Origin of the sequence: Shewanella phaeophyticola (assembly GCF_025398315.1) — a bacterium.
GTDB classification, from domain to species: Bacteria; Pseudomonadota; Gammaproteobacteria; order Enterobacterales; family Shewanellaceae; genus Shewanella; species Shewanella phaeophyticola.
Map to the genome: position 1 here is coordinate 1,590,488 of NZ_JAODOQ010000001.1, position 24,338 is coordinate 1,614,825.

Here is a 24,338-nt window from a genome sequence, read left to right on the forward strand (position 1 = left end):
TTCCAATTATCTGTATAAAGCCAAGATAGCGTGATCCATTGTTACTCGAGGATGTCGACCGTTTTTATTAAATAACACCATAGCTCCCTCATACACATCTTCACTTGCAGCATCAAGAATTAATTCAAAAGCGGAAATCTTTTCATGGACTTCCCCTTTTGCGTCTGGGTAGTAGTCTAATGCGTTTTTCAGTACATCAATGAAAGAGAGAAGTTTATAGATCGATTGAACCTCATCAACTGCCTTGGCTGCCTGGCACTTGTAGCACATATCGTATTCAATACAAGGCAGTTTCAAACCCATAGCATTGTTGGTTTCACTCTGAGTATTTTTGCCTTCTGTGTTTTGTTGTCCGTTACAATAAATACCATTTGGATTTGTACTAACTTTTTCTTTCTCTTGTTTCTTTTTCCATTCGTCATGTGCAAGCATTGTAATACCGAGTTTCGCCAAAACTTCTCTTTTAGCATCTTCAAAAGTAATATCTTCACTCAATTGCTCCATCACTTGAATGGCTTGCGAAATGATGATTTTATTAAGGCTAGGGTCACCATTGGCATAGTGTTTATCAATGGTGCTAAGCAGATTTTGAAGAATACTTTGCACACTGCCTTTGCCATTATCTGTATAGACTTGATTACTGGTCATCTCTCTCCAGCGGCTGGAAACAAGTGAAATGAAATACTCATTTGGTTCAATTGACCATGTATTCATTTGAGCAGATGTGATCAGACTAATTCCATCCCAGTCACGAGGATCAGCATTTTTACCACCTCGTTTCAGAAGTAAGCGCTCATGACTTTTTGTACATTGCATATCTGCTAACTCTGTGGCGAATAACTCTATATCTTGAATTATGGTTATAGCGGCAGCTGGAACAGTGAAGAAATGGCTATCACCGTTTCTGTACTCGAATGAAACATTGATATTGCCTTCGGAGTCTTTGTCAGAATAGGATAGAGGAAGAAGGATTCCTTTTAATGGCAGATCGGTATAACACGATAAGATGCAATAGGCGCTATTGGTTGCCCCTATTAGAGTTCTCGATTTGGTTTGTTTGTGATGCTCTTTGCTTACAATGACTCTGCCAAGTTCATTGGTTTTTTTGTTAATCTTTATAGCTTGTTCGTTTCTATAGCTATAAAACAGTTCTATGAACCATGGCAGAGTGGAGGCTCGATTGGGTGATAGTAGGTTTAATTGCACTGATAAATGTTTATTTAGTTCTTTTAGATTGAAGTATTTACTTGGCTCACCTTTATTATTGAGATTATAGATTAACTCCGAGCCCTCATCGCTATTTCCGTACAACTTTGAAAGTGTCTCAAGAGTTTTAATAAATTCTACACCATTGTGCTTATTAATATCGAAACTCTCATTGGTTAATAAGGCGTCTACCTCTCTATTTGCCCGTACTTTAGAGCTAGTTACTTTTACCACCTGTAGACTTTTATCACGTTCATTAGTATGTATAATAATTGGATGAGCGAGGCCTTGTATATCGCTATCGTTCAGCGAAGTGAAAAAACACATAAGATGATAAGCAGCCCCCATCACTAGGTTAAATGCGGCAGAAGGCTTTACTGAAGTTTGTTTTTTATTATGACCATGTGATTGAGTCTCTAGAGAGGTTTTAATTGAAATAACTTCAAGGTGCCCATCCATATCAATCGAAAGCAACAATTTATCAGGCAATCTTAAATTTTGTTTTTTTACTGCAATAAGTTGTGGTGCTATTGTGAAAAATAAATTGCTTAGCCGAGAAACGAGGAGCTTTTCTTCTTGCTCAGAATAGCCTCTGAAAGGGGATTGGTTACCAGTAAATCCTCTGTGTAGGATTGCCCATGAGCTTGCGCTTAACCCACACCAGTCAAGTATATTACGAAGTCCTGAAACAATACCTGAAGCGGTTGTTTCCTTGATTCCAAGCTCATCCCCATTACACCTTTCCCATAACTTTTTAGAAGGGTGATACATTTTTATTCTATGTCTTAACTCTCCATCATTCCCTGCGAATTTTAAATACCCTTCTTCTGAAAAAGGATCTACCTTTGCATAATCACAAAATACAATGTAACCACGTAAAATTTCATACAATGCAGTTACAGTATTAACAGATTTTCCTTGCTGAACGTTGAGTTTAGCATTTTTACAAAATCTCATTAAATAAGGTACACGCTTCTCAATTCTATCGTATTTGACATTGGCACTAAGGTGCAACAAATGTGAAATATCAAAGTCGGTTACTATTCTGCTTCTACAGTCCCTGTAAGGAATATGAAAGGCTATTGGTATGACATTTTTGCTATTTCTAATGTGCTTTATTACTTTTGAGTTTTTAGCAAGTGGGCTTTTTGCCATGCTACCACCCCCCACTAATTTTATTATTTTTGCTTTTAGCGACTTTTAACTGTTCATCATACTTATTCATGAACTGAACGTACTTCTCTGTCGTTGAAGTACTTACATGCCCCATAAGCTCTGCTAACTCGTCCATCAAAAATTCATACCCAACATTTCGTATTTGAGACTGACTCAAAAGCCAATGAGTGGCAAAGGTGGAACGTAAATCGTGTATTCGGTAGTACCATGTGGGCTCTATGGTTCGGATGAACCTTCTCAACACCCCGAAATGAACTTCCAAGGTGTTTTCTGTATAAGGGATACCTTTATTCGATAAAAAAAGGTAATCAGTGCAATCCAATTCACATTTAGAATCGATCAACACCTTGCGTTTGATTAGGTTTTTTTGCCTTTGCTTACTCTCTTTGTATTGTTCTAATTCTTCGTAAAGTGCTAAAGGGATCTCAACAGTACGAGGCTTACTACCTTTGGTGTGTGTAATGAAAATGGGTACAACTTCTAGTTCACCAAAATCGTTGTTACCGATATTGTGTGCTGGAAGGTGTGTGGCTTCATCTATCCTAAGTCCAGACTGCTCGCACAACCGTATCATTAGGGATATAGGCTTTGGCAACGTATCTATATTCCTATAGAACAACTCTTTATGATCTAACGTCATAGGTTTCAATTTTTTATAAATAGGTGTGTTAGCATACCTTGGAAACATCTTCATGATGTTTGACATTTCATAAACTCGTTTAACATCGGATTTAGTATGAGCAAGCATATCGTGTTGATTAATGTCTTCATAAATCTCAACTGAAGTGAAATGCGTTAATACATGTTCATCATCATTTTTCAGATAACCATGTCTGTGCATCCATTTGTAGAATCCAATAACGGCTCCCATATAGCTTCTTGCAGTGGCAAGTGAGTATGCTTCATCACCTGTTGAATTTTGTTTAGCACGACAGTTTGCTAAAAGATGTTCAGCAAAACGCCATGGTGCACCTTCTTCTTCATACTTAGTTAGAGACTTATACGTTAAATACTCTGGAGGAATCTCGTTACCATCGTCATCCAATTGTGGATAATGGGTAGAATCTAAGTAACGAGTATAAGCGAGTAACCCTTTTGCAATTGAGTTTGTGTCCTTAACTGCTCCTGCACCACGTATCTTAGATACAAGGTACAGAGATTGTGGGTAAACAATACTCCCATTAGGTGCAATGATAATATCTGTTTTCTTGGCGCGTGATGGGAGGTTGGAAGGGGAAAGGTTAGCTAAGAAAATGACCTCTCCAGAGTCAGCATTAATGCTCTCTGAAATTTTAAGTTTCGCTAATGAATCTACTACTATTGATAGCAATCGGTAGTCATCATAAATATCACTTTGATTTTCATCATGCGTTCTTGTCACAAAACATCCTCACATATGTTCACCACATATCAAAGATAGCTTGTCATAAAAAATAATCAAGGTTTTTTGTCATGCAATTTTATCAAGGTTGAATTTTTTTTCGCCCCATACGCCGAAAGCATCTGCTACAGCGTGGTCTTCGTCACTGAGTAACGTAAAATTGAGCGCTTGTTTATCAGCAAACTTAGCCAGTTTAGCGACGGGGTCTGGGCTGATGCCAAATACGGTGACGTTTAGGTCGTCAAGCTGTGCTTTAACGTCTCGTAAGCCTTGAGCTTGTACAGTACAACCGGGAGTCGAGGCTTTTGGGTAAAAATATACAAGTACAGGATCATGGGTTAATGCTTGTTGTAATGAAACGGTTTCACCCGCTTGGTTTTGCAAACTAAAATTAGGAGCGATGTCGCCCACGCTTAAGGTGTTCATGATTTTTTCCTTATCAGGTAATTTGCAGACAATACGATGCAATGACGAGCGAGGTTCAACAACTGTTTGAACCTTATCACTAAGGCGCTGCAATGCCTTGCATTCGTTTAATGGTGCACTCTAAAGACATTGACTCAGCCAGCTCATGGATACTATTCTCAAGTGTGAGTAAGTCGACTTTGTCTGGTATATTGATGGCCAACAAAATGGATTGCGTTTTGAGATTGTCGTTATCGTCGGCATGCGAGCGAACCGCTGCGAGATCTAAACCTTTGTCTGCTAAGAATTGGGTAATGATTTTCATCGACCCACGTTGGTCTTCACCATTGAAAATGACTTCTATTCGCGAAATAAAGTTTTTAGGCGTGTGTTTAGAAGTACGCTTCATCACCGTCATTAGTTCAAGTTCGACACTTAAACTCGGTAATAAACTTTCAATTTTAGTGATGGCTGCCCAGGAGCCAGATATCATCATAATTAGGGTAAATTCATTACCAAATAACGCCATACGACTGTCGACGATATCGCACTCACACTCACTAGCTAAACGCGCTAAACGACTCACTAAACCAGGACGGTCAGCGCCCATTGCCGTAACGACCAGGTAGTTGGTCATGGATTTTCCTCACTGTCGATATCTTGTTGCGAAAACGCCTACTTAAGCTCTGCGTTTATATGCGGGAGCTAATGCTAACATTTAACCGCAAAACACCTCAAGATTCTAACTCATATCGGTCACATTAATACGATTATTTTTTACTGGAAGAGCTTTAAAAATGCTAGGTTATACCAGTATAAAGAACTGAAGTGAGTTATTTCGGAGATTGCTTGCCGTAGTGCTTGTCATTAGTGGTTGGCATCAGTAACATAGCGAATCCTGAAAACTTGGGGAAGATAGATGATAAACGGAAGCATCGTAGCCTTAATCACACCAATGAATAGTGATGGCACAATAGATTATGCAAGTCTTGAACGGCTTGTTGAGTTTCATATCGAAGAAGGCACAGATGCCATTGTGGCAGTCGGTACGACCGGTGAGTCGGCGACGTTGCCAATGAAAGAGCATGCTGCTGTAGTGGCTCAAACCGTTAAATTTGCCTCAGGCAGAGTTCCTGTGATTGGCGGTAACGGCGCTAACGCGACCGCAGAAGCCATTGAATTAACAAAGTCTCTGCAAGATACCGGTGTTGCTGCAATGCTCGGTGTAACCCCATATTACAACAAGCCGACGCCTAAGGGATTAATTGCGCATTACAAGGCCGTGGCTGCGTGTACTGATATTCCGCAGATTTTATACAATGTACCAGGGCGAACTGCCGTGGACATGAAACCAGAAACCGTGGCTGAATTAGCAAGCGTAAGTAACATTATTGGCGTAAAAGAAGCCACTGGCGACGTCAGTCGTGTTGCACGTTTGCGTGAACTGTGTGGCGAAGACTTTTTGCTTTACAGCGGCGACGATGGCACTGCTCGTGAGTTTTTATTACTTGGCGGTAATGGTGTTATTTCGGTTGCAAACAATGTGGTTCCACGTGCGTTTAAAGCCATGTGTGATGCAGCATTAGCCAAAGATGCCCAATTAGCTAAAACGATAGATGAGCCGTTAACTGGGTTATACAGTTCTTTATTTTGTGAAGCCAACCCAATCCCAGTGAAATGGGCAGTTCACCACATGGGGTTAATCTCTCATGGACATATTCGTTTGCCTTTAACTGAACTTTCTGAGCAGTTTCATGGTCTGTTAATAGAAACAATGAAACAAGCCCAAATAAAGGTATAATAAATTCATGTTAAAGAAAGTCACTCCGTTACTTCTTGTTGCAGCAGTTTCAGCTTGCAGTACCCCAATTGAGCGTCGTCAGGCCAATGGTACTGACGATTTTCTCAATGCCGAAACCACACCAATTTTAACGATCCCTGAAGGATTAAATGCGCCTACTTACAGCAAGGAATACGATATTCCATCTGTAGGGACTAAAGCTGATAAATCGTTAATTGGTAAAAAACTTGATATCCGTGCACCACTGCAAGTATTGCCAATGGCTGAAGGTACTCATATTGAAGAAACAAGTGACAACATCCGTGTTGTGATTGATTCAATTGAGAGTACCACTGATCTAAAACAAGAAATTTTTGATGTTATCAAAGGTTACTTATTGAAGAACAATATGGCTATTCGTGTTGAAGATTACGAATCAGGTGTGATTGAAACCGATTGGATTGAACACGAAGAAGTGATCGAATCAAACTGGTGGGGCAGTGATAAAGTCTACACCCTGCGTCAACGTTATAGATACAATATTGATGTTAAGCCACACGGCCGCTCAGGCAGTGCTTTAATTAGTTTGCTTGAACATGAAGAGTTCTATGACGGTGAAGATCAAAAAATCTTACTGAGCGGTGACGATAAACGTCGTTACACCACTGATATGCTTAACAATGCCATTAGTTATATGAGCATTGAGCGTGACCGAGCAATCCGCGCTCAGCGTATTAAGCAAAGCTTAGGGATTAAAGTTGATTTAATCACAGGCGGTGTTGATGACCCTGCATATTGGTTAGCTGATGCTAATTATAATTCTGTTTGGAATCGTTTACGTATAGTGCTGCCTGAAATGGGCTTTGATATTGTCGATATGGATAACAGAAAAGGCTTGTTCTTCATTAGTTTAGAAGAAAGCGGTGGTTTCTGGAGCTCGTTATGAGTCGAAGAAAAGCTTACATTGAAAAAGGGTAACTATCGCTTATTGCTTGAAGAGACTGATAACCCAGAGCAAACAAAAATCTTACTACATGATGTAGAAGACAATGAACTGGGCAATGAAGCGATCACCGAAGTGTATCAAGTATTATCTGACTTAATGCAAGAAGATCGTAAGCCAGCTGGCGAGAGCCAACAACAGGCACCTGTTCAACGTGAAGAACGTGGCGAAGGTGGTAAGAAGGACGGTCAAAGACCCTAAGTGTTTTAATCAATAGATTAAAAAAGGCGCATTTATGCGTCTTTTTTTTAAGCTAATTGTCACAATATGTGTCGATTGTAAGCTATTTGTAACAAGTTAATCTGTAATGATGGGTGTTAAATTAGGCTTTATGCGATTTTATGCAATATTTATGCGTTAATGTTGAGTAGGGTGTATGTTTTTTGCATAAACAAACATGATGAACCACTTTTAACATAAATTCGTAATATGTTGGCGCAAGTAAAACGTCTTGAAGCAAGCGGTTTGCTGAGTACAATCTCTGTTATAAATAATAAATATTCATTTTCCCTGGATGGTTACGGACAAACAATGAAAAAAATATTCTTACTGATCGCCTTAGTTGTAATTGGCCTGTTAGGTTACAACTCATTTGTGCCTCAAAAGACTCAAACTCAACGGCCAAGACCCATACCAAACGTAGTGGTGGCAAAAGTTGAAGTGATGCCGATCCGTGATGAAGTTGAAGCCTTAGGTACTGGCAGAGCTTATGAATCGATTATCGTGACATCTAAAGTGTCTGAAATCGTCAATGAAATTAATTTTGATGATGGTGACATCGTTAAAAAAGGTGCCGTGTTAGTGCGGTTACGTAACGATGAACAAAAAGCCAAAGTGGTAGCGGCAGAAGTTAAATTAACGGAAAACCTACGTGAACTTGACCGTATTCGTTCATTGGTAAGCAGTAAAACCATTGCAGAATTAGAGCGTGACCGTTTACAAAGCCTTATTGACACCACCCGTGCTGAAGTTGCGCAAGCTAAAGCGGCCTTAAACGATAGGATTATTTCAGCGCCTTTTGCTGGGCGTCTCGGTTTACGTCAAGTCAGTATGGGCAGTTTAGTCACTCCTGGCGAGCAAATCAGCACCTTAGATGATGTGAGTAAAATCAAATTAGACTTCTCAGTACCTGAGCGGTTTATTCAAGAGTTACAACCAGGCAAATTAGTAGAAGCACGCGCAGTTGCTTATCCTGATCGTATATTCAAAGGGGTTGTGACTTCGATTGATAGCCGAGTCAATCCTCAAACTCGCGCTGTAATTGTACGTGCTGTGTTGCCAAACTCAGATCTTAGCTTATTGCCAGGTATGCTAATGAAAGTGAAGCTGATTAAACAAAGCCGTGAAGCACTTTTATTACCTGAAGCGGCCATCATTCCAATTCAAAGTAAGCATTTTGTTTATATCGTTGGTGCGGACAATAAAGTGATTCAGCAGCAAGTGACATTAGGGATCCGTTCAAGAGGTTGGGCTGAAATTACTGAAGGACTTGATATTGGCCAGCAAGTGATTATTCGTGGCATTTTGAAAGTACGTCCGGGTGATGAAGTTAAAGTTCAACAAGCAGAAAACTTTAAATTTGCCCAAGTCGAAGATATGGAGAAGTCAGCATGATATTAACTGACTTATCTGTTAAACGGCCAGTTTTTGCATCTGTAATCAGCATTTTATTAATTGTATTGGGCTTAGTTTCATTTGGTAAGTTGCCGCTGCGCGAATACCCCAATATCGACCCACCGATTGTGTCGGTTGAAACCAGTTACCGTGGGGCGAGTGCTTCAGTGGTAGAAAGCCGTATTACCCAGCTGATTGAAGATAAAATCAGTGGTGTTGAGGGTATCCGCCAAATCAGTTCATCAAGTAGCGATGGCCGCTCAAACGTGACGATTGAGTTTGATATTAATCGTGATATTGAAGCCGCGACCAACGATGTACGTGACAGAATTTCGGGGTTATTAGAACAGTTACCAGAAGAAGCCGATTCACCGTCTATTTACAAAGCTAACGGCAGTGATGAAGTGATTATGTGGTTAAATTTGGTCTCTGATCAAATGGATACACTAGAGTTAACGGATTACGCTAGCCGTTACTTAGTTGACCGTTTCTCAGTCATCGATGGGGTGTCAACGCTACGCCTTGGTGGTGGTAAGGTTTATGCCTTACGGATTTGGATTGACCGTCAAGCTTTGGCTTCTCGCAACCTTACCGTGTCTGATGTTGAAGATGCATTACGCTCTGAAAACGTTGAATTACCCGCAGGTTCAATTGAATCTAAAGACCGTCACTTTACCGTTCGCTTAGATCGGGTATTCAAAACAGCAGAAGATTTTTCTAACTTGGTGATCACTCAAGGCGATGATGGTTACTTAATCAAACTTGCTGATGTTGCCAAAGTTGAAATTGGCTCAGAAGAAGAGCGAATTATCTTTAGAGGCAACAAAGAATCGATGATTGGCCTTGGTGTGAGTAAGCAATCAACGGCGAATACACTTGAAGTTGCCCGTGCTGCTAATGCGTTGGTTGATCAATTAAACCCAACATTACCAGCAGGTATGGAAATTAAACGCTCATACGACAGCTCAGTATTTATTGAAGCTTCCATTGATGAAGTGTACCAAACCCTGTTTATTGCCATGGTGTTGGTCATTATCGTGATTTACCTGTTTTTAGGCTCAGTTAGGGCAATGTTAATTCCGGCAATCACTGTACCAGTGTCGCTATTAGCGACGTTTATCGTGCTTTATGCCTTAGGTTATACCATTAACTTACTGACCTTACTGGCCATGATTTTAGCCATCGGTATGGTGGTTGATGACGCGATTGTGATGTTAGAAAACATTCACCGGCGTATCGAAGAAGGTGACTCACCATTAAAAGCCGCTTTCTTAGGCGCACGAGAAGTTGCCTTTGCTGTCGTAGCAACCACATTGGTATTGGTCGCGGTCTTCATGCCTATTACCTTCCTAGAGGGCGATTTAGGTAAGCTATTTAAAGAGTTTGCTGTGACCATGAGCGCTGCGGTGATATTTTCAAGTATTGTTGCGTTAACGCTGACTCCAATGATGTGCTCCAAATTACTTAAACCGGCTGATCAAGACCCATGGCTCGTTAAGCAAGTCGACAAGTTGATGGACAAATTATCTGACTGGTACTTAGTTACATTGAATACTGGGATGAAGCGTCCTGTTATGGTGTCGCTCGTGGTGTTAATTGCTTTTGGTTTGAGTGGCTATTTGCTCAATAAAGTGCCGCAAGAGTTTGCCCCGCAAGAAGACCGTGGTTCAATGTTTTTAATTGTTAATGCATCCTCAAGGCGCCAGCTTTGAATACATTGAAAAGTACATGGATGAAGTAGAAGGGCGCTTAATGCCATTGGTAGAAGCCGGTGATATTAAACGTTTACTTATTCGTGCACCCCGTGGTTTTGGTGCAGGAGCTGATTTCTCAAATGGTATGGCTATCATTGTATTAGAGGATTGGGCTGAGCGTCGTAGTGCTAATGAGATTATTGTTGATATACGCGCTCGTTTAGCCGATTTGGCTGGCATAAGAGCGTTCCCTATCATGCGACAAGCTTTTGGTCGTGGCGTTAATAAGCCAGTACAGTTTGTCATTGGCGGTCCCAGTTATGAAGAACTGGCTGATTGGCGAGACACCATGCTTGAGAAAGCCAAAGACAATCAAAATATCATTGGCTTAGATCATGACTATCAAGAAACTAAACCGCAATTAAGAGTGATCATTGACCGTGATCGCGCCGCGGATCTTGGGGTATCTATTTCGCATCTTGGGCGTACTTTAGAGTCAATGTTAGGGTCACGCCTGGTCACTACCTTTATGCGTGATGGCGAAGAGTATGACGTGATCGTAGAAGGTAACCGAGATAATCAAAACACGGCCACTGATATGGAAAATATCTATGTGCGCTCTGACCGCTCACATGAGCTAATTCCGTTATCAAACCTAGTGACGATCGAAGAGTTTGCCGATGCCAGTTCGCTCAATCGTTATAATCGTATGCGTTCGATTACCCTTGAGGCTAACCTCGCACCCGATTACAGCCTAGGTGAAGCGCTTGATTATCTTAATCACTTAGCCAGCACTTATTTACCTGCTGAAGCCGTAATTAGTTACAAAGGCCGTCATTGGATTATCAAGAATCTGGTAACTCGATGAACTTTGTCTTTTTACTGGCATTGGGCATTGTGTTTTTGGTGTTAGCGGCGCAATTTGAAAGCTATATTCACCCGATGGTGATTATGCTTACGGTGCCATTGGCGACCTTAGGTGCGTTAATCGGGTTGTGGCTGACTGGCCAAAGTATCAATATTTACAGCCAAATTGGCATCATCATGTTAGTCGGATTGGCCGCTAAAAATGGTATTTTGATTGTTGAGTTCTCTAACCAACTGCGAGACCGTGGGGTTGAGTTTCAACAAGCCATTTTGCAAGCTTCTTCTCAGCGCTTAAGGCCTATTTTAATGACAGGGATCACCACTGCAGCCGGCGCTATTCCGTTAGTGATAGCTTCTGGTGCAGGGGCTGAAACTCGCTTTGTGATTGGTGTGGTGGTGTTGTCGGGTATTTTATTGGCAACCTTCTTTACCTTGATTGTTATCCCGGTGGCATACAGTCTATTTGCCCGTAATAGTAGCTCGCCAGAAGCGGTGGCAAAACGGTTGGAAATCGAGTTAGCAGAAGATTAATAGCTACTCACAAATAAAAAAGCCAGTCATGTAAATGACTGGCTTTTTTGTTATCCCCCTAAATGTTTTACGGACGCAAAATAAGGCAGCTTGCTGTAGCGGTAGCGAGTAACCTGCCATCTTCTGTGGTTAAGGTACCTTCTGAAATACCTAAAGATTTAGACAAGTTCATTAAATTACCCTTGGCGACTAAACGCGTATTTTGTGGCACAGGGCGAACCATTTTAATATTGAGATCAATAGTTGAATAACTGACGCCTGCTGGTAATGCAGAATGAACAGCACACGCGGTTACTGTGTCTAGGGTCTGTTGATCTTTGCTGGTTGAATTTTGTTCGAGTTAAAAACGTTTTAATCGAGACGAATGGATTGATGCCTAGTCATCTAAGCAAAATCCATTCAACAAAGAGTAAAACGTTTTTAGCCGAACCCTTTGGGCAGCGTTTGTTGGCCATTTTTACTGCGTTATCGACTTTTTATGTAGAATAACTACACTTCAAAGTCTCTGCCTTGTAGAAATGGCCAACAATTCGCTGCAAAAACAACCTTGAAAGATCAACAGACCCTTGTACCGTTGCCGCAAAGCCACCGTGTACACCGCCCATTGGATTAAGATGGTGTTCATTTGCAAAGGCTTCAAACATTACGTTGCCTTCATTGACATCGATGGGATTCATCGGGATGACTTCGTTAATTGAAGGGGCGGGGATTTCGCCATTTAATATGGCTTGCATTTGTTGTAATCCAGTGAGATTTTTCATCATTAACCTTTACGCTTTATTTTGCAATTCACCATTTTTAGCGATAAAAAAAGGTAAAGCGCAGGCTTTACCTTTTTGACTTCAGCTTAGCGATTAAGCTGCTTTTCCTTGCTTGGCTTTAGGCGCAAGTTGTGCACGTAACTCTTCAGTGTCAAAGTCATCAACGTTAATTGATTTCAAACGACCAATTTCAGCACGTTCAAGTAAAGCGATTTCGCTGTCGCTTAACACACCAAGCGCTTTACCTTCTGCAGCAACTTTGTCTAACCACATAAATGGTAGACGCTTACCGGCAGCTTTACAGACTTTGTCATAAAGCGGTTCGGCTGCAAGAATATCTTTAAAGGTTTGTTCTTGAATACCCACAACGTTGAACTCTGATGGGATCCAGAATTGGCCTTTACCTAAACGGTCACGACTTGCACATGGCGTTTGCATGATCTTAGCCACTTTGTGATCTAATACATCACTAGGGCGTTTAATTGGACGACCAAACGGGAAGATAACGGCGCGTAATACAATGCCAAGCCCCATTGGGAAGTTGTTAAGCAAGTCATCTAATGAATCTTGTAACTTGTATAACGAATCTTCTACAGCCCATTGTACTAATGGTAAATCTTCAGTTAAACGGCCATCATCTTGATAACGTTTCAACGTAGCAGAAGTCAAATATAGCTGGCTTAATAAGTCACCTAAACGAGCAGAAATACGTTCTTTACGTTTTAGGTTCCCACCTAATGTTGCCATAGCTAAGTCAGATAGTAGCGCTAAGTTAGCACTGAAACGATTCATCTGTTGATAATAACGTTTGGTTTTATCTGAATACGGGCTATTGGTGAAGTAAGATGAGGTTAACCCCATCCAGAAGCTACGAATAAAGTTAGACGTTGCAAAACCAATATGACCAAAGATGGCTGAGTCGAAGTTATCTAAACCACGGCTAGCATCAGTATCAAATGCAGATTCCATTTCGGCCAATACATATGGATGACAGCGGATTGCGCCTTGACCATAAATAATCATTGAGCGGGTTAGAATGTTTGCGCCTTCTACTGTAATGGCAATCGGTGCCGCTTGATAACCACGACCTAAATAGTTATTTGGTCCAAGACACACGCCTTTACCGCCGTGAATGTCCATTGCATCAATAACACATTTTTGCATTCTGTCTGTTAAGTGGTACTTAACGATGGCAGAAATGACCGATGGTTTTTCACCTAAATCAATTGCAGTCGTGGTCAATGTTGACACGGCATCCATAAGGTAAGCATTACCACCAATACGTGCCATCGGCTCTTCGATACCTTCTAACTTACCGATAGGCAATTTAAATTGACGACGAATACGCGCATAAGCCCCCGTTGCTACCGCAGCCGTTTTAACACCACCTGCAGAGTTTGATGGCAGGGTGATACCACGACCAACAGATAAACACTCAACTAGCATTCTCCAACCTTGGCCGGCCATTTCAGGACCACCAATGATGAAGCTTAGTGGTACAAATACTTCATTACCGCGTGTTGGACCATTTTGGAACATACAGTTCAATGGGAAATGACGACGGCCAGTTTCAACACCTGGAATGTCAGTTGGAATAAGCGCACAAGTAATGCCTAATTCTTCTTTATCACCTAACAACTGCTCAGGGTCACGTAATTTAAAAGCTAAGCCTAATACGGTAGCAACAGGTGCTAGCGTAATGTAACGCTTGTTCCACGTTAGCTTCATACCAAGTACTTCTTCGCCTTGGAATTCACCTTTACATACCACACCGAAGTCAGGAATAGAGCCTGCGTCACTGCCTGCTTCTGGGCTAGTTAGTGCAAAACATGGCACTTCTAAACCTTGCGCTAGGCGAGGGAGGTAGTGGTCTTGTTGATCTTTAGTGCCATAGTGTTGTAAAAGCTCACCAGAGCCTAATGAGTTAGGTACACCCACTGTTGAAGCAAGTTCACTGCTTACACCGGCTAATTTTTGTAGCACACAAGATTGCGCATAAGCAGAATACTCTAAACCGCCGTACTTCTTCTTAATGATCATTGCAAAGAAGCCGTTGTCTTTAAGGTACTGCCACACATCTTGTGGAAGATCACCAAGTTCATGCGAAACTTGATGTTGGTTAAGCATTTTACAGACTTCTTCAACTGTAGCCATCTAAGAATGCTTGCTCTTCGGCGCTTAAGCGTGCTTTTGGATAATTATGAAGTTTGCTCCAGTTAGGGTTACCAGCAAACAAATCTGCTTCCCACCAGGTCGTTCCCGCTTCAATGGCTTCTTTTTCGGTAGAAGACATCTCAGGCATAATGCCGCGATAAACTTTCAACAGTGGACGACTGATGTAATTTTGTCTGAAAGATTTGATGTTTAATGGCAGTGCGATAACAAGGAATACTATCCATGAAATGACACCAATAATGTCCAATGTGCTGCCAACGACCATGACAACTGCCGCAGCAATTGTGGTCGATAATAGCGATACGCGAAGGTATGCCATTGCGCCAAGCACAAAGATCATCGCGATGATCCAAAGTAGGGTGGTCACTGTACTTCTCCTTAAAGCTATTTTACAGGCAGAAAATAGCTTATTTATTATTGATCTGATTCACAGGAACCGCTGTGGTCTGACCTGTGTCACATAAAAGTTAACCTTATCTAGCCTCGAATACAAGTGTTTTTCAAACAATTGTTTGAAAAATTGTGTGTTTGAAACGTTCCACTCAATAAGCATAGTAGATACAATACGTTCGACTTATTAAAATCGGTCAAAATAGCTCAATTTTACCACTATAAAGGCAAGTTTAATGTGCGAATTACTGGCGATGAGTGCCAATGTGCCAACAGATATTGTGTTCAGTTTTACAGGCTTAGCCGAACGAGGTGGGGTAACCGAGCCTCATGTTGATGGTTGGGGTATTACCTTTTATGAAGGCAAAGGTAATCGTACTTTTAAAGATGCGTCTGCGAGTAGTCAGTCGCATATTGCCGATTTGATTAAATCTTATCCGATTAAGAGTGAGATTGTGGTCAGCCATATTCGCCAGGCCAATCGAGGTTGCGTGTCATTGGTCAATACTCACCCCTTTAGCCGTGAATTGTGGGGCCGTTACTGGACTTATGCCCATAATGGACAGTTAACAGGTTACCAGAACAAATTTACGGTATCGCGTTTTCAACCTGTCGGTGACACTGATAGCGAATTGGCTTTTTGCTGGATTTTAGAATCAGTGGTTAACCATTTTGGTGAGCAAGAACCAGAAAACATGAAGCCAGTATTTGACTATATTGCCAAGCTTGCAGATGAAATTCGTGAGTTAGGTGTGTTCAACATGTTACTGAGTAATGGCATTGATTTAATGGCATATTGCACTAACAATTTATGTCACATTACCCGCCGTGCACCCTTTGGTAAGGCAACTTTGATTGATACCGATGTGGTGATTGATTTTAGTCAAGAAACCACGCCAAATGACGTGGTGACCGTGATTGCGACAAGACCATTAACCAACAATGAAAATTGGGTCGTGCTCAGCCCTGGCGACTGGAAGTTATTTAGAAAAGGCGAGTTAGTCCTCGGCTAATTGTTTAATATCATCGAGTTCAGATTCTGTTATTTGCGCATCATTTTCAGCTTCGGCAACGAGTTCATCTATCGATGTCGAAGCATCCGTTGCAGGGTCGTCAATAACAATGGGGGTCATTGGTGGTAACGGTTGGTCAAATTGATAAGTGGCTAACTGAATGTCTAGCTGCTTACTGCCTTTTGAGAAATGGCTTAATCGCACGGGCAAATAGGCTAAGTCAGGCGCCATCCAAAAATAGGTTTGACGTTTTTTGGCTTTCTTTGCAGCGCGAACCACTTCGACTTTAACTGTGTCGTAAGTACCACTGTCTAATACCACTTGTTCTTTGCCCAGTACTCTAAATTGATAGTCATCGACTTCTTTTTCTTTGACCATCTTGTAATCTAACGGCCGGGTATTGGCTGCTAAGTCCATTCTAAATTGCAATTGCACCATGAGCGGGTCAAAGACTCTGTCCTGGTAAGGAAGCTTAAGTGCATCTTGTTTGTAAATGGTGTGAATGAATTCTTGTGCTTTGGCAAAGGCGGTTTGCTCTGTGTAATCGCTACCCGTACCTGTGCGTTCATGTACATACCTAAACGGTACAAGCTTGCCATTTTCTAAGGTAAATTCGCTGGTTAACTGTCGTTTATCAGACAGTAATAGCAGGCTGACATTACTGTCAAAATGGTAAGTGTAATATCCAGTATTGGTAGCGGGCAAGCTATAGCTGGCCTCACCTAATTCGATACTGCCGTAAAACACTTTATAGTTGGCTTTATGCGCCGTTAATGGAGATAAAATTGCGGCTTTTTCAAATTCGGATAACGGAACAGCAGGAATCAATTGTGCTGTTTTTTCTGTCATTACTTGGGCTTCTTTTTTGCTCAACTGGCCTGTAGATTCACTGTCGGTAGGCTGCAGTGAAGCCGCAGCCTGCACATAAAGTGTTGGGCTGATGCAGAGTATTAATGTACAAAATCGCGTTAATTTATTGCTCAATGTATAAATACCTCAACAATTAATATATTTAACAGATTGAAACTAAAAGGGTAATGTCATTACCAATGTTGCAAGATCTGGTTTCCATTGATATTGAGACAACGAAATCTTGCCAGTGTTCACTGCTATCCCTTCTAATCTGAGTAATTCTTGTTGTTGCCTATAGAGGTCAGTGTCTTTAGCAAACGAAATTTTCCCCTGGCTATTTATTACTCTATGCCAAGGTAGTGCTAAAGAGTCAGGCGCGAGTTTTAAGGCTCTTGATACATATCGAGCTCTACCTGGTAATCCCGCCAAATCCGCTACTATTCCATAAGGTAACACAGAGCCGTGAGGGATAAGATTAACAATAAACCATATTCGCTCCATGGGCGTAACTGAAGTCATGGGGATCCGATTAACGTGGTAATATTAGCGACAGATAATAGAAAAACTGCGACTAATGTACAACCGCAATTTTGTATATGAAGGATTGTTAATGAGTGGCTTAGAGTACCGTTAAGTAGATACAAAAGAAGTGACTAAACGCGCCACCAAGTACAAATAGATGCCATATAGCATGATTAAATGGAATGCGTTTACCTACGTAAAAAATCACTCCGAGGCTGTAAAATAACCCGCCAGCTAATAATAAAGTTAACCCTAGCGCCGACAACTGGCTTTTTAAATCATCCATGACAGTGACACACAGCCATCCCATGACTAAATAAAGCACCACACTAAAGGCTTTAAAGCGGCCAATAAACAAGGTTTTAAATATGATGCCACCCAAGGCTAGAGCCCAAATTGCACTAAGTACAATGCTAGCTTGCGGACTGTGTAAACTGATTAGCATAAGCGGGGTATAAGTCCCCGCAATTAACGTGTAAATAGCGCAATGGTCGGCCATTTTAAAACGTTTACGCCACACCATACTTTGGCTTGAATGATATAACGTCGAAGCCAAAAACAGCACAATAATACTTAAGCCATACACCACAATTCCGCTGGTTTGCACAAACGTTAATTGTGCAGGTGCTTTGATCAACATTAATACCAATCCAATCATTCCCGCCAGAACGCCTAAGGCATGGGAGCTGGCATTGGCTAATTCTTCTCTGGCGCAATAGTCAGATATTGACGTGGTCGTCTGGGGTTGAGAAGTCGTTAATGTATCTGTTAAAGAGTTCATAATATCCTGTTTGCTAAGCTGTATGGATTTTCAGCGAAGTTAGTCTATCAGCCTAAATACTAAAATGCCACATTTAAGAGTACACGTGTAAGCTTAAATTGCTGCTTAATGAATTATTGTTTTTTTTCAGTGTTTTGAGGTGGTGAGGTTAATAAAGGTTCATAACTAGAGTGACTTGAACTGTAAGATTTAATGCTATTGAAACGGCATAATCACGTTATACTGAGGTAATTATTCTTGGCTTATTCATTTTTTTATGACGGATAAAAATCATCTTCATCGGCATGACGCTCAATCGTGTGATTCTGATGACTCTCTCGCTAAGTTACCCGCTGAGCCGTTTATGCACTCAGCAACAGACAGCGTACATATTGATTTTGACCCAGCAATGACCCCGTTTGTTGACGCTAAAGAGGACACTAACGACACGCTTTTACAACAACATCAACAACAGGTTGCTGATGAGATTCAGTTACAGTTCTTAGGTGCAATTTCGACTTCCCCTAACGATAATAAGCCACTTTTAATTGACGTTGAAACCGAAAAAAATAAAGGCTTGCAAGCTAAAGTAAGTCAACTCGTTAGTGAACATAGTTGGCTGCTCGTTTTGATGATTCATGTACTAGTGGTAACCATAGCACTGATTTTTGGACGAGTAGATATTAGCGGATTAAACGACATTCCACTTGAGCAAACCGCGCCCAAGCCCTTGCCCGTATTGAATAGTTATCTCATTACTGAAGAGCAATACAACAAGCTAGTTGAAAAAGCACAGCAAGCAGAGCTGTCAACACCTCGCTTGGCCATTGATGATCAACAAGTGCTAACAAAACCAACGGAGCAGTAATCTATACACTGCGGGAGGAGGGTTAAGACAATTTATTGTATTTAAAGCGATTGGCAATCAGTGACCAACACACTGCACACAATAAACCACAAATAAGCCCGACCAAATGTGACTCGGTTGCCACTCTGGCCGCGATTAAATCGGTGATACTTGCAGATGCACCAAAGTATTGCTCATAAGCCACTTTTGCTATCACTCCAATAAGCAGCAAATAACCAGACATATAGCCTTTACGAATGTCCATCATGGCACCAAAAGCAAATAAGCCATGCAGCATACCGCTTAATCCTACATAGGCTTTAAGGCTGGGGTAAAACAGGTACAAACCAATGCCTTCTAGTACGCATAGACATAAAAACAATAAGACGAGTTTTTCAGGATGGCGTTTGTAATGCACCTCATGCAAAAATACGATGACCCAAAACCCCGCCAAATTCATAAGTAAATGCCACAAATTGGTATGTAATAGGTTGCCTGTCAGTAAGCGCCACACTTGCCCATGGGCAATCTCATCATAACGGTAGCTTAAATATTGGTCGATAGGCAAAAATGCAGGTGTTGGAATGTCAGCAGCAAACAAGGCTATACAGATGACACTGATCATCACCAAAAAATGATAGAGATTCAACAGCGTTAGAATGTCTGGCCAAAATTACCTCTAAACATCATTTTTGTGTTTTATCGCAACAATTAATTAGTATAGTCAAATTAGCTCATAAAGTTGGTTTTATTACTTTTAACAATAAAACCTTATCTGTTGAGTGGATCCGCCGGATCAGTTACTTGTCATTTTTTGATTGAGTGATGCCATTACTGATGCTCGGTTTTGCAAGTAATCATCTAAACCGCGTTGGCGTAATAAACAAGCTGGACAATCACCACAACCGGTACCAACAATACCGTTATAACAAGTTAAGGTTTGTTGTTGCACTAAGTCGAGTTGTTGATATTTGTCTGCCAATGCCCAGGTTTCAGCCTTATTTAACCACATTAATGGGGTAATGATTTTAAGCGGTTTATCCATTCCGAGAGCAAGCGACTGCTGCATAGACTGTATAAATTCATTACGGCAATCTGGATAGCCCGAGAAGTCTGTCTCACATACACCAGTAATAATGGCATCGCAGCCAAGTTGATAAGCATAAATACCGGCTAAAGTTAAAAACAGAATGTTTCGTCCTGGTACAAACGTGTTCGGTAAACCATTGTTCATTAACTCATGCGAAACCGGGATAGCATCACGTGTCAATGCGGATATCGCCAGTTCGTTAAGTAATGTGGTATCCATAACTTTATGACTGGCCAAATTCAGTTCAATGGCTAACGCTTTGGCCACTTCTATTTCCTGGCGATGGCGTTGACCGTAATCAAAGGTAATCCCATGGACTTCGTCATATTGCGATAAAGCTTGAATAAGGCAGGTGGTCGAATCTTGGCCGCCGCTGAATACAACAAGCGCTTTAGTGGTGTTTTTTACTGATGTATCTGACATGGGTATACTCATTAACGTTCTGAAAATTGACCTAGGATACTGACCTAAGTCGCTCAGAAAAAATCGAATTGATATTTTACCTAAGGTCAGCTTAAGTGCAAAGCCAGCGGCGTAAATACTTGCAGCTAGATGTAAAATACTCTATAAATGCCGGCCTGTTGTTTGTCTGGTGCTTGGCTGGGCGTAAAAAAGTAAGGTAAAACATGAAATATCCAGTTAACGAAGTATTCGAAACAATACAAGGTGAGGGCTGTTTTACTGGCGTGCCTGCACTTTTTGTTCGTTTACAAGGGTGTCCGGTTGGATGCGCCTGGTGTGATACTAAACAAACCTGGGATGTATTACCTGAAAATAAAGTCAGCGCCGAACAAGTTATTCAAGTCGACGGCACCATTGGTCGTTGGGCCGATCATACTGGCAGTAGTTTAATCCAAGCTTTTAATGATAAAGGCTTTACGGCAAATCATATTGTATTAACCGGTGGAGAACCGTGTTTATATGATTTAACTGAAATGACCAGCGAATTTATTGTTGCAGGGTATCAAGTGCAAATTGAGACCAGTGGCACTTTTGAAGTTAAATGTCATGACTCGGTTTGGGTAACGGTGTCGCCTAAAGTGAATATGAAAGGCGGTTATAAAGTCCTTGAGCAAGCGTTAGTGCGCGCCAACGAAATTAAACATCCTGTGGCCACTGAAAAACATGTTGATGAATTAGATTCACTACTTAATGGCATTGACCTAACCAGTAAAACCATCTGCTTACAGCCCATTAGCCAAAAAGATCGTGCGACAGAGTTGGCGATGAAAGTCTGTATTGCTCGCAATTGGCGTTTGTCTATTCAGACTCACAAATATTTAAATATTGATTAATACCCATCAGTACAAGAATGATCTTGGTATAAGCTCATATATCCAAATGATAAAATAATGCCGCAATCAATCTGCGGCATTATTGTATTGAGGTGACTTAAAGCAAACCACTATCATTAAAATTTTCAAGCTTTTGGCGATAATGTTCAAAGCAGCCAATATGGGTGTCGATCCATTGTGGATTGTAATAAGTATCTAAATAACGCTCACCTGCATCACATATTAAGGTCACAATAGACCCTGTTTGGCCTGCTTGACGCATTTTCGTCGCTAATAATAGTGCACCGTATAAGTTGGTGCCGGTCGACGCACCCGTTTTACGACCAATCAGCTGTTCTAACCATAAAATTGTGGCAACAGAAGCCGCATCAGGTATTTGCAACATCTCATCTATCACACCGGCAATAAACGAGGGTTCTACTCTCGGTCTGCCAATCCCTTCAATTTTGCTGTTTTTATCACTGACAATATTGGCATCGCCACTGGTAAAGTAATCATAAAACACTGAGTTTTCAGGGTCGACAACACACAATTGAGTCGCTTGCTGTTGATAACGAATATAACGACCAATGGTGGCACTGGTGCCACCTGTACCTGGGCTCATCACAATCCAACTTGGAATGGGATGGGGTTCTTTTTCCATTTGATTAAAAATAGAATCGGCAATGTTGTTATTACCACGCCAGTCAGTTGCACGCTCAGCATAAGTAAACTGGTCTATATAGTGGCCATTTAATTCTTGCGCTAAACGTTCTGACTCGGCATACATTTGGCTACCATTATCAACAAAGTGACATTGGCCACCATAAAATTCGATTTGTTGAATCTTCTTTTTTGCCGTGGTTTTTGGCATCACAGCAATAAAAGGTAGCCCTAATAAACGTGCAAAATATGCTTCTGAAACCGCTGTACTGCCAGACGATGACTCTATGATTGGCGTGTTTTGTTTTATCCAACCATTACATAATGCGTACAAAAACAAAGAACGGGCTAAACGGTGTTTTAAACTGCCAGTGGGGTGGGTGCTTTCATCTTTTAAATAAATATCAATGCCGGTTAATTGCGGCAAATCTAATTTGATTAAATGCGTATCAGCAGAACGTTGGTAATCTGCTTCAATTTTTGCGATGGCCTGATTGACCCAAGTTGTCGGCATGATATTACTCGTTATTACAAATGGGCATAGATAATAACCAATATAAATAACGAAAAGAAGTGATAATTTTTTAACAGGGAAGTTGAAGATTATTTTGAATTAAATCATAAGATAATGAACGAAAAAATAAATGAATAAAAAAACGTAGAAAGATTAAAAGCAGGAGGATTAAACGAAGATAGCGCAAGATGTAAAATGGTGGAGGGAGAAGGATTCGAACCTTCGAAGGCTGAGCCGTCAGATTTACAGTCTGATCCCTTTGGCCACTCGGGAACCCCTCCACTGCGAAAGAAGATAACAAAGAAAAGATGGTGGAGGGAGAAGGATTCGAACCTTCGAAGGCTGAGCCGTCAGATTTACAGTCTGATCCCTTTGGCCACTCGGGAACCCCTCCACACGATTTCTTTACTACTTACTTTCTTTTTACACTTTAACGTTTTTGTTTTAGTCATCGAAATCACTAAAACGGGTACATCTTATAATAACGCAAATGGTGGAGGGAGAAGGATTCGAACCTTCGAAGGCTGAGCCGTCAGATTTACAGTCTGATCCCTTTGGCCACTCGGGAACCCCTCCTCAATTGCGGCCGCCATAGTATTCACAAACCCTTTGTATGTAAAGCCTAAAATTGAAAAAAATTCTAAAGTTTTGATTTATTTGGTCGATAAAATATCAATGCACAAGAGTAGTGATGTTTTTATATGCAAATTGAGTCAACATTAGTCAATGAGTTACAAATAGGCAGCCGATTAAACGGGGTGATTGAACAAAATCGTCGTGGTGAATTTGGTTTACTATTGGCTATGTTATCGGCAGATGCCCGCGACATGGCTCAATTTCAGTTAGACAAGGATCTTAATGTAGATCAAAAATTGCGCAAACAGTTTTCACTGCCTCCAGCACAATCTCTAGTTGCTGATGTGTCAACCGATATTCACGTCACCGATAACGCGCCGCTATTTCAACAGCAGGGCGCGCGTCAATTTCAATTACAACAAGCATTAACGCCAGAAGCCTTTGTGATAAGAGACGCGCAACCCGATGCCATGGTCGAAGTATTAAGCAACTGTGATGAGTTAACTAAACGCAAAGCATTGAACAGTTACCAACAACATACTGTGATTGAAGACATGCACTTCATTGATCAATTAGCGACACAGCGTAAAATAAGCCAAACGATGGCCAACAATATGCTTAACAAACAAGTAATTTTTTTACTTATTTGTGAGCTTGGCAAATAAATGTTTGTAACGTTTACGTTAGCATGTGTGCACTAAACCATGCACCCGAGGTGACAAAATGATTAAACAAATTAAACAACAACAATCTGATTCTGTTAATGATAGTTGCACCGACTGCGGAAGCTACGTTGATATTGGCGCGGTAGTAGAAGCTGATGACACCTTATTGCAAGTCAACCTTAATGGTGACAATGCATTAGCACAAGCGCAAGAATTGCAGCAAGCCGCACTCGAACGCTTTAGCGACACTACAGCTAATATTGAGCAGCAAGCTGATAGCGTTACGCTGTCATTGCAGTTTGCTTTTAGTGTAGAAAAAATGATCTTTCAATTAGAACACGCACTGTAATAACACAAAACTAGTGGGTTTGTTTAGTTAAATATATGAGCTAAATGTTTATTATATATAAGGTTTTATGCTTTTTTAACGCAAGCAAAAAGGAATAAGTCACGACAAAATGGATTGCTGTTTGTGGATAACAAGTGTAATCTGCCGTTAATTAAACAAAGGTGTAGTAGCTATAACTTATTTATAGTGGTCTCGGTGCCTTGATGCGGATTTCGCTCCATAGTTTACTG

General features: G+C 41.1%; 17 protein-coding genes, 3 tRNA genes and 5 pseudogenes. 9 read left to right on the top strand and 16 right to left on the bottom strand.

The annotated features are described in order from the left end of the window. Window positions 1-6: 6 nt before the first annotated feature. The 4 genes and pseudogenes from N4T56_RS07525 to N4T56_RS07540 all read right to left on the bottom strand — a co-directional run bounded on the left by N4T56_RS07525 (window position 7) and on the right by N4T56_RS07540 (window position 4,805). On the bottom strand, window positions 7-2,361 hold the full coding sequence (locus N4T56_RS07525; RefSeq protein WP_261732785.1) for a hypothetical protein: 2,355 nt from the start codon (window positions 2,359-2,361) through the stop codon (window positions 7-9). 1 nt (window position 2,362) lies between these two features. Further along, a complete protein-coding gene (locus N4T56_RS07530; RefSeq protein ID WP_261732786.1) occupies window positions 2,363-3,763 on the bottom strand; it encodes a tyrosine-type recombinase/integrase in 1,401 nt (466 codons plus the stop codon). A 90-nt stretch (window positions 3,764-3,853) separates the two neighbouring features. Continuing rightward, window positions 3,854-4,189, bottom strand: a pseudogene (gene bcp, locus N4T56_RS07535) (thioredoxin-dependent thiol peroxidase); the annotation flags it as partial. Window positions 4,190-4,268: 79 nt separating this feature from the next. Then, window positions 4,269-4,805 carry a glycine cleavage system protein R gene (locus N4T56_RS07540; RefSeq protein ID WP_261732787.1) on the bottom strand — a complete coding sequence of 179 codons (537 nt, stop codon included), beginning with the start codon at window positions 4,803-4,805 and terminating at the stop codon, window positions 4,269-4,271. 282 nt (window positions 4,806-5,087) lie between these two features. Between N4T56_RS07540 and dapA the strand changes: the two genes are divergently transcribed. The 4 genes and pseudogenes from dapA (at window position 5,088) to N4T56_RS07560 (ending at window position 11,657) form a co-directional block, all read left to right on the top strand. After that, window positions 5,088-5,969, top strand: coding sequence for a 4-hydroxy-tetrahydrodipicolinate synthase (dapA, locus tag N4T56_RS07545; RefSeq protein ID WP_261732788.1), 882 nt, complete (start codon window positions 5,088-5,090; stop codon window positions 5,967-5,969). A gap of 7 nt (window positions 5,970-5,976) precedes the next feature. Beyond that, window positions 5,977-7,068: pseudogene (gene bamC / locus N4T56_RS07550) on the top strand (outer membrane protein assembly factor BamC); the annotation flags it as partial. Between the two features lie 414 nt (window positions 7,069-7,482). Beyond that, complete coding sequence (locus N4T56_RS07555; protein WP_261732789.1) at window positions 7,483-8,565, top strand: efflux RND transporter periplasmic adaptor subunit; 1,083 nt, start codon at window positions 7,483-7,485, stop codon at window positions 8,563-8,565. Beyond that, a pseudogene (locus N4T56_RS07560) lies at window positions 8,562-11,657 on the top strand (efflux RND transporter permease subunit). Before N4T56_RS07555 ends, N4T56_RS07560 begins: the two are co-directional and overlap by 4 nt. Window positions 11,658-11,724: 67 nt before the next feature. Here N4T56_RS07560 and N4T56_RS07565 read toward each other — a convergent pair. The 3 genes and pseudogenes from N4T56_RS07565 to fadE all read right to left on the bottom strand — a co-directional run. Further along, window positions 11,725-11,949, bottom strand: a pseudogene (locus tag N4T56_RS07565) (PaaI family thioesterase); the annotation flags it as partial. A gap of 184 nt (window positions 11,950-12,133) precedes the next feature. Then, window positions 12,134-12,421 (bottom strand): hypothetical protein, encoded by a 288-nt coding sequence (locus tag N4T56_RS07570; protein ID WP_261732790.1) that lies wholly within the window; start codon window positions 12,419-12,421, stop codon window positions 12,134-12,136. 90 nt (window positions 12,422-12,511) lie between these two features. After that, a pseudogene (gene fadE / locus N4T56_RS07575) lies at window positions 12,512-14,960 on the bottom strand (acyl-CoA dehydrogenase FadE). A gap of 259 nt (window positions 14,961-15,219) precedes the next feature. Here fadE and N4T56_RS07580 point away from each other — a divergent pair. Further along, the gene (locus N4T56_RS07580; protein WP_261732791.1) at window positions 15,220-15,996 is read left to right on the top strand and encodes a class II glutamine amidotransferase; all 777 of its coding nucleotides are present in this window, start codon (window positions 15,220-15,222) and stop codon (window positions 15,994-15,996) included. Here the strand turns inward: N4T56_RS07580 and N4T56_RS07585 are convergent. The 3 genes from N4T56_RS07585 to trhA all read right to left on the bottom strand — a co-directional run bounded on the left by N4T56_RS07585 (window position 15,982) and on the right by trhA (window position 18,151). Continuing rightward, on the bottom strand, window positions 15,982-16,980 hold the full coding sequence (locus N4T56_RS07585; RefSeq protein ID WP_261732792.1) for a DUF3108 domain-containing protein: 999 nt from the start codon (window positions 16,978-16,980) through the stop codon (window positions 15,982-15,984). The two genes, N4T56_RS07580 and N4T56_RS07585, sit on opposite strands and share 15 nt — an antisense overlap. Window positions 16,981-17,022: 42 nt before the next feature. Beyond that, window positions 17,023-17,367 (bottom strand): MGMT family protein, encoded by a 345-nt coding sequence (locus N4T56_RS07590; RefSeq protein WP_261732793.1) that lies wholly within the window; start codon window positions 17,365-17,367, stop codon window positions 17,023-17,025. A gap of 100 nt (window positions 17,368-17,467) precedes the next feature. Next, a complete protein-coding gene (trhA, locus tag N4T56_RS07595; RefSeq protein WP_261732794.1) occupies window positions 17,468-18,151 on the bottom strand; it encodes a PAQR family membrane homeostasis protein TrhA in 684 nt (227 codons plus the stop codon). 256 nt (window positions 18,152-18,407) lie between these two features. Between trhA and N4T56_RS07600 the strand changes: the two genes are divergently transcribed. Next, the gene (locus N4T56_RS07600; protein WP_261732795.1) at window positions 18,408-18,998 is read left to right on the top strand and encodes a hypothetical protein; all 591 of its coding nucleotides are present in this window, start codon (window positions 18,408-18,410) and stop codon (window positions 18,996-18,998) included. Between the two features lie 22 nt (window positions 18,999-19,020). Here the strand turns inward: N4T56_RS07600 and rrtA are convergent, their stop codons facing one another. Continuing rightward, window positions 19,021-19,602 (bottom strand): rhombosortase, encoded by a 582-nt coding sequence (gene rrtA / locus N4T56_RS07605; RefSeq protein WP_261734774.1) that lies wholly within the window; start codon window positions 19,600-19,602, stop codon window positions 19,021-19,023. 171 nt (window positions 19,603-19,773) lie between these two features. Beyond that, on the bottom strand, window positions 19,774-20,490 hold the full coding sequence (gene queC, locus N4T56_RS07610) for a 7-cyano-7-deazaguanine synthase QueC (RefSeq protein WP_261732796.1): 717 nt from the start codon (window positions 20,488-20,490) through the stop codon (window positions 19,774-19,776). Window positions 20,491-20,693: 203 nt separating this feature from the next. Here queC and queE point away from each other — a divergent pair, with 203 nt between their 5' ends. Further along, complete coding sequence (gene queE, locus N4T56_RS07615; protein ID WP_261732797.1) at window positions 20,694-21,362, top strand: 7-carboxy-7-deazaguanine synthase QueE; 669 nt, start codon at window positions 20,694-20,696, stop codon at window positions 21,360-21,362. 97 nt (window positions 21,363-21,459) lie between these two features. Here queE and N4T56_RS07620 read toward each other — a convergent pair whose 3' ends face one another. From N4T56_RS07620 to N4T56_RS07635, 4 genes are all read right to left on the bottom strand, one after another. Then, a complete protein-coding gene (locus N4T56_RS07620; RefSeq protein WP_315903022.1) occupies window positions 21,460-22,518 on the bottom strand; it encodes a PLP-dependent cysteine synthase family protein in 1,059 nt (352 codons plus the stop codon). A 196-nt stretch (window positions 22,519-22,714) separates the two neighbouring features. Then, window positions 22,715-22,799: transfer RNA gene (locus tag N4T56_RS07625), tRNA-Tyr, on the bottom strand. A 28-nt stretch (window positions 22,800-22,827) separates the two neighbouring features. Then, window positions 22,828-22,912 (bottom strand) — tRNA-Tyr (locus tag N4T56_RS07630). A gap of 97 nt (window positions 22,913-23,009) precedes the next feature. After that, window positions 23,010-23,094: transfer RNA gene (locus N4T56_RS07635), tRNA-Tyr, on the bottom strand. A gap of 125 nt (window positions 23,095-23,219) precedes the next feature. Between N4T56_RS07635 and N4T56_RS07640 the strand changes: the two genes are divergently transcribed. Together N4T56_RS07640 and N4T56_RS07645 are read left to right on the top strand one after the other, a co-directional pair. Beyond that, the gene (locus N4T56_RS07640; RefSeq protein ID WP_261732798.1) at window positions 23,220-23,759 is read left to right on the top strand and encodes a VC2046/SO_2500 family protein; all 540 of its coding nucleotides are present in this window, start codon (window positions 23,220-23,222) and stop codon (window positions 23,757-23,759) included. A 58-nt stretch (window positions 23,760-23,817) separates the two neighbouring features. Next, window positions 23,818-24,108, top strand: coding sequence for a YfcZ/YiiS family protein (locus tag N4T56_RS07645; RefSeq protein WP_261732799.1), 291 nt, complete (start codon window positions 23,818-23,820; stop codon window positions 24,106-24,108). The last annotated feature ends 230 nt before the right edge of the window (window positions 24,109-24,338 follow it).